At 41.3% G+C, this 11,580-nt stretch carries 9 protein-coding genes; 7 read left to right on the top strand and 2 right to left on the bottom strand.

Annotation, left to right across the window (positions count from 1 at the left end; genetic code table 11):
- Window positions 1–351 carry a helix-turn-helix domain-containing protein gene (locus tag B5G04_RS08615; protein WP_087396801.1) on the top strand — a complete coding sequence of 117 codons (351 nt, stop codon included), beginning with the start codon at window positions 1–3 and terminating at the stop codon, window positions 349–351.
- A 4-nt stretch (window positions 352–355) separates the two neighbouring features.
- Window positions 356–1,567, top strand: a complete 1,212-nt coding sequence (locus B5G04_RS08610; protein WP_087396799.1) for a primase-helicase family protein — start codon at window positions 356–358, stop codon at window positions 1,565–1,567.
- 87 nt (window positions 1,568–1,654) lie between these two features.
- Here B5G04_RS08610 and B5G04_RS08605 read toward each other — a convergent pair whose 3' ends face one another.
- The gene (locus B5G04_RS08605) at window positions 1,655–2,608 is read right to left on the bottom strand and encodes an IS30 family transposase (RefSeq protein WP_087395476.1); all 954 of its coding nucleotides are present in this window, start codon (window positions 2,606–2,608) and stop codon (window positions 1,655–1,657) included.
- A 354-nt stretch (window positions 2,609–2,962) separates the two neighbouring features.
- Between B5G04_RS08605 and B5G04_RS08600 the strand changes: the two genes are divergently transcribed.
- The 5 genes from B5G04_RS08600 to B5G04_RS08580 all read left to right on the top strand — a co-directional run bounded on the left by B5G04_RS08600 (window position 2,963) and on the right by B5G04_RS08580 (window position 9,925).
- Window positions 2,963–3,901, top strand: coding sequence for a toprim domain-containing protein (locus B5G04_RS08600; RefSeq protein WP_087396797.1), 939 nt, complete (start codon window positions 2,963–2,965; stop codon window positions 3,899–3,901).
- 144 nt (window positions 3,902–4,045) lie between these two features.
- Complete coding sequence (locus tag B5G04_RS08595; RefSeq protein ID WP_087396795.1) at window positions 4,046–4,399, top strand: MobC family plasmid mobilization relaxosome protein; 354 nt, start codon at window positions 4,046–4,048, stop codon at window positions 4,397–4,399.
- A complete protein-coding gene (locus B5G04_RS08590; protein ID WP_087396793.1) occupies window positions 4,380–5,321 on the top strand; it encodes a relaxase/mobilization nuclease domain-containing protein in 942 nt (313 codons plus the stop codon). The genes B5G04_RS08595 and B5G04_RS08590 overlap by 20 nt, the downstream gene beginning before the upstream one ends.
- A gap of 21 nt (window positions 5,322–5,342) precedes the next feature.
- A complete protein-coding gene (locus B5G04_RS08585) occupies window positions 5,343–6,041 on the top strand; it encodes a hypothetical protein (protein ID WP_087396791.1) in 699 nt (232 codons plus the stop codon).
- A 131-nt stretch (window positions 6,042–6,172) separates the two neighbouring features.
- The gene (locus B5G04_RS08580) at window positions 6,173–9,925 is read left to right on the top strand and encodes an Eco57I restriction-modification methylase domain-containing protein (protein WP_087396789.1); all 3,753 of its coding nucleotides are present in this window, start codon (window positions 6,173–6,175) and stop codon (window positions 9,923–9,925) included.
- A gap of 181 nt (window positions 9,926–10,106) precedes the next feature.
- Here B5G04_RS08580 and B5G04_RS08575 read toward each other — a convergent pair whose 3' ends face one another.
- A complete protein-coding gene (locus B5G04_RS08575) occupies window positions 10,107–11,558 on the bottom strand; it encodes a transposase (protein WP_087394992.1) in 1,452 nt (483 codons plus the stop codon).
- Window positions 11,559–11,580: the final 22 nt, after the last annotated feature.

Here is an 11,580-nt window from a genome sequence, read left to right as displayed (position 1 = left end):
ATGGCAAATATCATTGTCGCAACAGAGGAGCAAATTCAAGAAGCTGTATTTAATGCGGTTTCAAAATTCTTTTCAGGAAATCAACAGACTATGTTCGGTTCTGATTTGCCTGATACATTAAGTATGCCCAATGCGCTGAAAGTATTGGAAGATAACGGATTCCCGACTTCAAAGGCAAAATTGTACAAAATGACTTCGCAAGAACAAATACCTTTTATGAAGTATGGAAACAAACTTGTCTTTTCCCGCAAAGCTCTTATTGAGTGGGCACACCAACAACTGGTTTCAAGCAGTAGTGAAAATTGTGATTCGGCAATCAGCATTCAGAAATGTTTCAAACGTAAACGCTAAAACTATGAGTACAAAAGAAACATTAAAAAATGAAAGTCCGTTTGTGCGGGTAGGGACAACACTTTACAAGATAGTAAGCCAGCCCCGACTAAATGGGGGACATATCAAGAAACGTATCGTATGGAACAACGAAACGCTCCGTCAAGATTATGGCAAGGATTATTTAGCGAGTGTTCCCAAATACGACGGCTTCTGTACCGTCCCTGACCATGTGAACTATTGTCACGTGATAGACAATTTTCTGAATCTGTACGAGCCAATAGGAAACGAGCCAAAAGAAGGAGATTTCTCTCACATTCAGGTTTTAGTGCGCCACATCTTTGGTGAACAGTATGAGTTGGGAATGGATTATCTGCAACTTCTCTACTTGCAACCTGTACAGAAATTGCCGATTCTGCTATTGGTATCGGAAGAACGTAATACGGGAAAGAGTACGTTTTTGAACTTCCTGAAGGCTATGTTCCGCAATAACGTAACCTTTAACACGAATGAAGATTTTCGTAGCCAGTTCAATGCAGACTGGGCTGGAAAGCTCATCATTGTGGTGGATGAAGTATTGCTAAACCGTAGGGAGGATTCAGAGCGATTGAAGAATCTCAGCACCACATTGTCTTACAAAGTGGAAGCTAAGGGTAAAGACCGTGACGAGATAGCTTTCTTTGCCAAGTTCGTACTTTGTTCTAATAATGAAAGTCTACCTGTTATCATTGACCCGGGTGAAACACGTTATTGGGTACGGAAGATTCATTGCCTTGAAAGTGACGATACGAATTTTCTGCAAAAATTGACTGCGGAAATCCCTGCTTTCCTTTACTTTCTTCAGCATAGGAAACTGACCACCCGACAGGAAAGCCGTATGTGGTTTTCTCCGAAGTTAACCGAGACAACGGCTTTGTTGAGAATCATCCGTTGCAACCGTGGCAAACACGAAGTGGAGGTCATGGAACTGATAAGGGAAATAATGGACAACGTAGGAACTGACAATTTTTCCTTTTGTTTGAATGACCTACTTAACCTACTAAATCTTTCAGGAGTGAAAATCGAAAAGCATCACTTGCGCAGAATCATTACAGAAAGTTGGAAACTTACACCTGCCCCTAATGGACTGACTTATACCACCTATCAGTTTGATTATAATAAGGAATGCAGGTTTGCTCCTGTCAGGAGGGTGGGACGCTTTTACACCGTCAACAGAACATTGCTGGACGAACTCTGATTCTTTTGTTGAATTGTTGAGACAAACAAGTAACTTATTGACACTTAGCTTGCAATTATTTGGCAGAGTCAACCAGCGAGTGCAACATTACGAAATATTTTTGAAAAAGACCTCAGCCGGAGTCAAGAAATTGAGTTTTTCTCTCGGTCTGGCATTAATTTTCTTCCTGATCTTGGTTATTTTTCCTTCTGTAACCGTACTGATGTCGGTTCCTTTCGGGATATATTGCCGTATCAGCTTGTTGCCGTTTTCTATGGCTCCTTTCTGCCATGCGCAATAGGAATCGGCAAAATACACGGGCACGTTGAGCTTCTTGGTTATCCATTCATGCTCGGCGAACTCACTGCCGTTGTCCGTGGTGATGGACTTCAAGGCCTCTCCCTTGTATGGCAGCAGCAACCTCCACACGGTTCTTGCCACAGGCTTCGCTTTCTTCCCGTGCTTGAGCCTTTCCATCAACAGGAAGTTCGTGCTCCTTTCCGTCAGCGTGAGGATGGCGTTGCTGTCCTTGTCCACGATGAGGTCCATCTCCCAGTCCCCGAAACGTTTGCCGTCGGCTTCCGCCGGACGCTCGTGTATGCTCACACGGTTACGGATGTTCGTGGCCTTAGTCTCATGACGGTGTGAGGCCTTGCGCTTGTATTTCATCTTATGCCGGCAATGGGAAGCCAGTTCCCCGCTTTCGTCCTTGCGGATGAGGGCGTAAATGGCTTCATGGGAGACGTTTATACCCTCCAGCTTCAAACGTCCGGATATCTGCCGGGGAGACCACTGCTCGTTTTTTATGAACTCAATGATGCGCCATTGCAGCACATCATCCAGCCCCCTGTTGCCGGGCGTATGACACCGGCGGGATTCTGCCATGTCATGCGCCTTGTTCCATACATACTTGCCGCTCGGCGTGGAGTTACGCTTTATCTCACGGCTTACCGTCGATTTGTGGACTCCTATGGAACGAGCAATCATTTCCAGAGTCTCACCCTTTTGTCGTCCCAGGTAAATTGCGTACCTTTGCTCACGGGTTAAGTGCTTATACTTCATAGACAATACAAAAGTAATTAATCCGTGGGAGACAGAGGTCTCCCTTTTTTATTTTGTATTGCCGGATGACCCTGATTCCGGGCTTCCACCGCCTTCCTCCGCCCTTTCCGCTACGCTCCAAGGACGGAGGAAGGCGGTGGCGGAGTTGCACTTCTAACTTGACGGTGGGGCTTGCAATTATTTCAACAAAGGCTCAACATTCAAAATATGCTGTTGAAAAGAAAAAATAATTGTTTCTCTTTTCGTTGGCATTTGTTGAGCTACTGTTGAGAGGTACATCTTTGTGTTTCAATTTAATACAAGATGCGTTCAACAATTCAACAGTTTTCACTAACAATCAAATCCGTATAGAAAATGACAATTGAAGAAGCAAAGAATATAAAGCTGACAGACTATCTGCATAGTTTGGGTTATGCTCCTGTCAAACAGCAAGGGGCAAACCTTTGGTACAAATCACCGTTTCGGGAAGAAAACGAAGCATCATTCAAAGTGAATGCCGAAATCAATAAATGGTATGATTTTGGATTGGGTAAGGGAGGGAATATCATCGCATTGGCTTCGGAACTTTACTGTTCTGCCCATGTGCCGTACCTGCTGCAACGGATTGCAGAGCAGACACCGCACATCAGACCCGTGTCCTTCTCTTTTCGGGAGCAATCCTCTACCACACCAAACTTTCAACGTATGGAAATAAAAGAACTTACTTCTCCCGCCCTGCTCTCCTATCTGCGAGGCAGGGGAATAAACTTGGAACTTGCGAAAAGAGAATGTTGTGAGGTATACTTCGAGAACAACGGTAAGCGTTATTTTGCCATCGGATTTCGAAACATGGCTGACGGTTACGAGATACGCAACCGATACTTCAAAGGCTGCATCGCACCGAAGGACATCACCCATATCCGGCATGAAGGCAGAAGAAATGATGCCTGTTTCGTATTCGAAGGATTTATGGACTATCTCTCGTTCCTGACCATAAGAATGGAGAAATGTCCCAATATGCCATGTTTGGACTGGCAAGACTATATCATACTGAACTCTGTTTCCAATCTCTCCAAGGCGATTGACAACTTAGCCATCTATGAGCGCATCCATTGTTTTTTCGATAATGACCGTGCCGGAATGGAAGCCTGCCAAAAACTGACAAACGAGTATTCCTATCGTGTCCGTGACGCTTCACACACCTATAAGGATTGCAAGGACTTGAACGAGTATCTTGTCAAGCAACGTCCTATACAGGAGAAGAAAAATGTACAAGTTGCATCGCCTAAGAAGTCAAAAGGGCGGAGTTTGTAATATCCACATGTATTATCGCTGTACTGGCGGAAGCCGTATTGTTTAAGGGAGCAAGGTTATGGAAATGTATACATTTCCGACCTTGCTTTGCCGGAAGCAAAGACAGTCCGCTCCCGTTGGTCGCAACCAAAAAGGAATTTCAGAATGGAAAAAGACAGACAACAATTACGACAGACCAAACGTAACAAAGTGCGTGTGGTCAGCGCAAGATTTACAGATATTGAGTACCAAGCGGTAGAGAAACGCAGGAAAGATGCAGGCGTTTCACTCAGTAGGTTCGTCCGCTCCGTAGTGCTAACGGGTAAAGTAGTACAGCGCATCAGCAAGGCGGATGCGGACGTGCTCCGTAAATTGGCAGGGGAAGCCAACAACATCAACCAGCTTGCCCATAAAGCCAATGCCGGAGGATTTGCAGGAGTAGCAGCCGAACTTATGTTACTGAAGAAAAAGATAGTCCAAATTATAAAGCAGTTGTCCGATGATTGGAAAAATAAGTAAAGGAGCAGGATTCAGAGGCTGTGTCAATTATGTATTGGGTAAGCCCGATGCAAATCTGCTGGCAGCAGAAGGAGTGCTGACAGACAGCATTCAGACAATAATGGATTGTTTTCAATCCCAAAGAATGATGAAACCACATATCCGCCAACCTGTAGGACATATATCACTCAGCTATGCACCCGAAGACGCTCCGAGAATGACGGATGAAATGTTGGTCAGTTTGGCAAAGGAGTATATGCAGAAAATGGGAATCAAAGATACCCAGTATATCGTTGCCCGACACAATGACCAAAAGTATCCGCATGTTCACATTGTTTTCAACCGTGTGGATAACAACGGACGCACCATCAATGACAAGAACGACTGTTATCGGAATGTCAAGGTCTGCAAGGAGTTGAAAGAAAAATATGGACTTTATTTCGGTAAAGGAAAGGACAGGGTACGAACTCACCGCTTGAAAGGAAACGATAAGACGAAATATGAGATTTACCATGCCGTCAAGAACTCGTTAAGTAAATCCAATAGTTGGAAGCAGTTCATATCGGAATTATCCAGACAAGGAATAATAACGGAATTCAAATATAGAGGTAGGAGTAATGTTATTCAAGGTTTATCCTTTACCAAAGACGGCATTACGTTTAAGGCTTCGGACATTGACAGAAGTTTCAGCTATCTAAAACTGGATAGACAATTGGGAGAAACTGATAACCAATACCTACAGGGTATCGGACTGGCGACCAACAATGGACAACCTGCAATACAGCATGAGAATGCTTATAACTCAAGCAGCCATATGGCGGAAAGCCTTGTCGGAGCGTTTGGTGGACTGTTCAACCCTACACTCAACCATGCCGATGAGAATGCGGAAGCAACCTTTCAGCGAAAGTTGAAAAAGAAGAAAAAGAGAAGAATAAACTGGTAATCACTTAAAACAGATACGAAAATGAAAGAAATGGAGAACAACGATTTTATCCACACGCTGGATGCAGTATATAACCTCTGTTCCGAAATCAAAGAATTGGTAAATGTAGAAACGGAGAAACAAGAAGATGAGGGTAGTGAAGGAATTATCCTGCTCTCAGACAACCTACAACGGCTTCAATCGGAAATAACGGAAATGAAAACCGGACTATCTTATGACAGAGAAGAACGGGAAAGACTTCGTACTGCTATAAATTTGCAGTTAAAAGAAGTCAAAGAAGTATATTCAGTTCTGAGTACAACCAACGGAAAAATATTTGCCGAGCAGGAACGAATCAGTAACGAATTGCAACGTTTGCAAAATCTGAAAGTCCAAAACAACCATACACATGTTATTGACTTTAAGACATCCAGACCGTTTCTATGGCAAGTGGTCATGTCTATGATAATTCTGTTTCTTTTGGTAGGTAATGCTTATCAGTTCAAGCAGAACCTGAATTTGTCGGACAATGACTTGAAGTACCGCCTTATCAAAATGTACGGTGGCATTTCGGGCAATCAATTGGATACACTGGAAGAGGTGTTCCATCGTGACAGGGATAAAACCGTCATTAGGAATATTCGTAATGAAGTAGAAGATTTTGAGTACCGCATACGTGTAAGGACTGAAAAATTGGAACGAGCAAGATTATTACAACAGGAAGCAGAACGACTAAAATAAAGGTTAAAGTTCTCTATACTACAAAGGAAGTGCAATCTATAAATCAGATTCTACTTCCTTTTTTCGCTTGCTATGGAATATATGTCAATGATTTAAATTACTTTTGCTTACAGTTTATAAAAAAGAATATCATGGGAAAATTAAAACCGAATCAGGTACTAAATAAAGCATACAGGCAAGTAGCAATAGAAACAAAGGATTTTAATCGTTTTAAGGACGCTCTTAGAGCACTATTACTTACTGTGGTAGACGGTCAGAGAGAAGAAACTCAAAAAGTACATTTAAAGAATTTCTTAAGTGATACTTTTTATAAGTCCTACTATATAGCTCCGGAAGGAGATATAGACCTGGCAATAAGATTAGATAAGACAAACAAATCAAATATAGGCTTGTTGATTGAGGTAAAAAGTACAACTAATAAAAACGAAATGATTTCTGTTGATAACCTGAATAAAAAAGCTCTTCAGGAATTACTGCTTTACTATTTGAGAGAAAGGATTTCCAAGAAAAACACAGATATTAAATATTTGATAGCAACCAATATATATGAGTACTTTATTTTTGATGCCCAAGAGTTTGAACAGAAATTCTATCAGAATAAAAAGTTAAGAAAAGAATTCCAAGATTTTGAAGATGGCAGAAAAACAAGCCGTAAGACAGACTTTTTTTATGCCGAAATAGCGTTTTCATTTATAGAAGAAGTAGCAGACAGTCTTGACTATACTTATTTTGACATCCGTTCTTATACAAAATATTTAGAGGACGGTACCTCCTCAAAGAAAATTATAGAATTGTATAAGGTACTCAGTGATACACATTTGCTGAAACTACCTTTTCAGAATGATAGCAACTTTTTAAATAAGAGGTTTTATGCAGAATTATTGCATATTATAGGCATTGAAGAAAAGAAAGAAAACAACAAGATTGTAATTGTACGCAAAGCTGTTGAGCGACGTAATGAAGCTTCTTTGTTAGAAAATACAATCAACCAACTTGATGCAGAAGACTGCTTACGAAAGGTTCCCAATGCCACTGTTTACGGAAGCACACAAGAAGAGCGTCTGTTCAACGTGGCAATGGAACTTTGTATCACTTGGATTAATAGAATCTTGTTTTTGAAGTTATTGGAAGCCCAAATGCTGAAATACCATAATGGAGAGCAATGCTACAAATTTCTTTCGATAAAGAAAATACGGGATTTCGATGACTTAAACACTCTATTTTTTCAAGTTCTGGCAAGAAGTGTTCATCAGAGAACAGCTTTTATTTCGAAAGATTTTGAGTATGTCCCTTATTTGAACAGTTCACTTTTTGAAGTCACCGAACTTGAAAGTAACACAATAAAGATAAACAGCTTATCACAAAGAGCAGAGTTGCCATTATTGGCAAATAGTGTATTAATCAATCGTAAAGGGAAACAACAGGTCGATAGTCTTCCTACCTTGAATTATCTGTTTGCGTTTTTGGATGCGTATAATTTTGCAAGTGAAGGTAGTGAAGATGTACAAGAAGAAGCCAAGACTTTAATAAACGCTTCTGTTTTGGGACTTATATTTGAAAAAATCAACGGACATAAAGACGGTTCGGTGTTTACCCCCGGATTTATCACCATGTATATGTGCCGTGAAGCTGTTGCCCATACTGTGTTGACTAAATTCAATAACTTTTATGATTGGCATTGTACATCTATCGCAGATTTGTACAATAAAATAGATGATATATCACAAGCTAACCAACTGATGAATAGCATTACTATTTGTGACCCTGCTGTTGGTTCCGGTCACTTTCTCGTATCCGCTTTAAATGAATTGATATATTTGAAATACGAACTTGGAATTTTAGTGGATTCCGAAGGCAAACGCATCAAGAAGTCAGATTATACATTTTGTATCGAAAACGATGAGCTGATTGTAACAGATGCGGATAATAATTTGTTTTCATACAATCCATTGAATGAGGAAAGTCGACGCATTCAAGAAACATTGTTCAAAGAGAAAAAGACAATTATTGAGAATTGTTTGTTTGGCGTGGATATTAACCCAAACTCTGTGAAAATATGTAGGTTGCGCTTGTGGATTGAATTATTGAAGAATGCCTACTATACAGTAGATAGCGATTATAAAGAACTGGAAACCTTACCCAATATTGATATAAATATCAAATGTGGTAATTCTTTGGTACACCGTTTTGATTTGACGGATAGTATTAAGTCTGTATTAAAAGAAATGGGTATCTCTATCAGTCAGTATAGAAATGCAGTGAGTAAGTATAAGAATGCTCAAGATAAAGCAGAGAAGTGGGAGTTGGATTCAATGATAGCTGAAATTAAATCCAAACTTGCTACTGAAATCAGGGCAAAAGACCCTAAGAAGCTCAGATTAAACAAACGTAAGGCAGAACTAATGAACTTGCTTGCACCGCAATTGTTTGAAATGAGTAAAAAAGAACAAAAAGATTGGCAGAAACGAGTGGATGTTGTTAAAAAGGAAATAGCGGAACTTGAAAGTTATTTTGAAGAAATTAATTCCAATAAGATTTATTTGGGCGCTTTTGAATGGCGTATAGAGTTTCCGGAAGTATTGGATGCGGATGGAAACTTTATTGGATTTGATTGTGTTATTGGCAACCCTCCTTATATTCAACTGCAATCTATGGGTACAGATGCTGATGTCTTAGAACGAATGGAGTATAAAACTTATGTTCGTACTGGAGATATTTATTGTTTATTTTACGAGCAGGGGATGAATTTGCTTAAGCCCAATGGTTGCCTATGTTACATTACTTCCAATAAGTGGATGAAAGCCGGATATGGAAAAGAATTACGCCAATATTTTGTTTCAGAAACAAATCCTGTCTTGTTAATAGATTTTGCAGGAGTAAAGGTTTTTGATACAGCGACAGTTGATGTTAACATATTGATGCTTCAAAAAGCTATAAATGTCCAAAGGACATACGCTTGTGTAACACAAGGAATAAACGGTTTACAGAATTTGAGCGTTTTCGTGCAGCAACAAGGCGTTGAGTTTAATTTCGCTTCCTCTGATTCATGGGTGATACTGTCGCCCATTGAACAGAGCATCAAACGTAAGATTGAAGCGATTGGTACTCCGCTCAAAGACTGGAATATTCAGATTAATTATGGAGTTAAAACCGGATTCAATGACGCTTTTATTATAAGCACCGAAAAACGGAATGAAATATTGGCTAATTGCCAGACTGAAGATGAACGTACACGAACGGCTGAACTTATACGACCGATTTTAAGAGGACGTGATATTAAACGATATGGTTATGATTGGGCAAGCTTGTACCTAATTGCGACTTTCCCATCATGTCATTACGACATAGAACAGTTTCCTGCCGTGAAACAGTATCTTCTTTCGTTTGGTAAAGAAAGGTTAGAACAAACTGGTAAAACATATATCATCAATGGAGAAAAGACAAAGGCTCGCAAAAAGACAAACAACAAATGGTTTGAAACGCAAGATAGCATTAGTTATTGGGAGGATTTTTCTAAGCCAAAAATCGTGTGGGGTAATCTTAACCTTACAGCAAGTTATGCAATGATTCAAGACAATAGCTTTATCAATGCGCCTTCACCTATGATTGTACCGGCAAGTAAATTTTTGTTAGCTGTATTAAACTCAAAATTAGCAGATTATTACATTCGTCAACTTGGAGTTACGCGAAATGGTGGATATTTTGAATACAAACCTATGTTTGTAGAAAAACTTCCTGTTCCTCAAAATGTAGATGCTAAAGTCATAGCTGACATAGAATCTTATGTAGATTCAAAAAACGAAACTGCAATAGATGAGGCTGTGTATATGCTCTATGGACTTACTGAAGAAGAAAGACAGTATATTAATCAGAAAGGCAGATAATTGTTTCTGCCTTTCCTTGTTAATTAATAATTTGAAAGGGTCTGATTTATATATGCTTTTTCCTCATCTGTGAAGTTATAAATGTCAGCAATAACATTGTTAAGAATTTCACAAACCTCTTGTTTGTTCTCTTTTGTGATAGTCGCGACTATTGAGATTATTTTATTCAAGTTTCGCAAGTTCAACTTGCAGGTTTTAATCTATAAATGTCGCAAATATGTTTCATATCTTCCTCCCTGTTGATGATAGCCTGATAGATATCTTCATCAGTCAATCCGAAGAGTTCCGCAACCGCAATGACCAGTTCTTGCATGACGCCCCATATCCTTTCCGCAACGGACAGTTCCAAAGAATCCTTGGTTACGTCTTCAAAGAGCTTTCCCATGGTCTCGTAGGCTGCAAACCTCTTCACTAAGGAAAGGATGTTGTATTGCAAAGCCGTCAGGGATGTCGCCGCGATTTGCGAGGCGAAGTTGCCGGCCTGGCATTTGCCCAGCCCCAACAGCCCCTTCGCTTCCTTGAACACGACTTCCAAAGACCACCTTTGGGCATAAATCCGGTACGCTTCAAGGAACTCAAGCCGTATGTCCGTGGTCATCAGGCCGTTCCATGCGCCCCGTTTGCTTCTCCTGACAAAGTACAGGCGTACCTTGGTATCCGCAAAGGTCACGTCCGCCACGATGTAATAGCAACGCAGTCTCCTGCTGTACTTCCGCCTGCCTTGCCTGTTAAGGTGCCTGATCAAGGCCGGCGCGGTATAAGGCTTCCCGTCCAGACAGTATTTTGTCCTGCTGTTTTCTCCCACCTTGATCATGCCCAGGTAATCGCACCTGACGTGGCGGGAGCGGATGAACCGGATGACATCCTTGCAGGCGAACCAGCTGTCTGCCAGCACATACCTGAACCTGACCCCTTTGCGGATGGCGCGTCTTATCATGGCAATCATCAGGTCGGTTTTCTTTGCCGTGTATTCACCGATACGCTCCTGCAAGGCGTCGCCGCTGTCACGTCCTTTGGTGAAACGTCTTGCGAGCTCTTCATCGGACATCCCGAACTTTCCATCCTTTCCTTTTTCACCCAGCAGTGCAAAATCCAGAAGCATTTGGGTTGTCCCGTCCGTGACGGCAAGGAACAATGCCTTGAAACCGAGGATGCACCTGTGATGGACATGGGAAAACACCCTGCCGATGTTCTCCATGCGCCGTCCCGTCTTGGGATAGTCCGTGTCATCGACTATCAGACAGACCGTGCCTTCCTTGCGCCCGGAGCGGAGTCTGATCTTCGACCAAAGCTGGAGGGTGAGGTGATAGACGGACTTCCGCCAGTTTATCTTGGGATTACTCATGAAACGGTAGAACACGTCTTTCTTGCATCCCAGCAAGCCGCTTAAGGAAGACCCGGTGAAACGATAAGGGTTACGGACCATGAAACACGGGTACAACAGCAAAGCCTGGAACACCTGCAACAACGGATACACATTGTTGCACTTGCTCTTCATGCCGAACAAGGTGGATTCATTCATTCTTAACCATTTGATAACGTCCAGTATGGAATACATCGCTTTATGCGCGTCATTTTTTCTAAAAAATGCGCTGATTTCTGAAAGAAAGTCTGTAACTTTGTGCAAGGGCATAGGGCCAGGGCAAACGCATCTA

The organism is Bacteroides sp. An51A, assembly GCF_002161565.1.
In the GTDB taxonomy this organism is placed as follows: Bacteria; Bacteroidota; Bacteroidia; order Bacteroidales; family Bacteroidaceae; genus Phocaeicola; species Phocaeicola intestinalis.
Note: the sequence above shows the minus strand (reverse complement) of the source record. Positions and strands in the feature narration are given on the sequence as shown.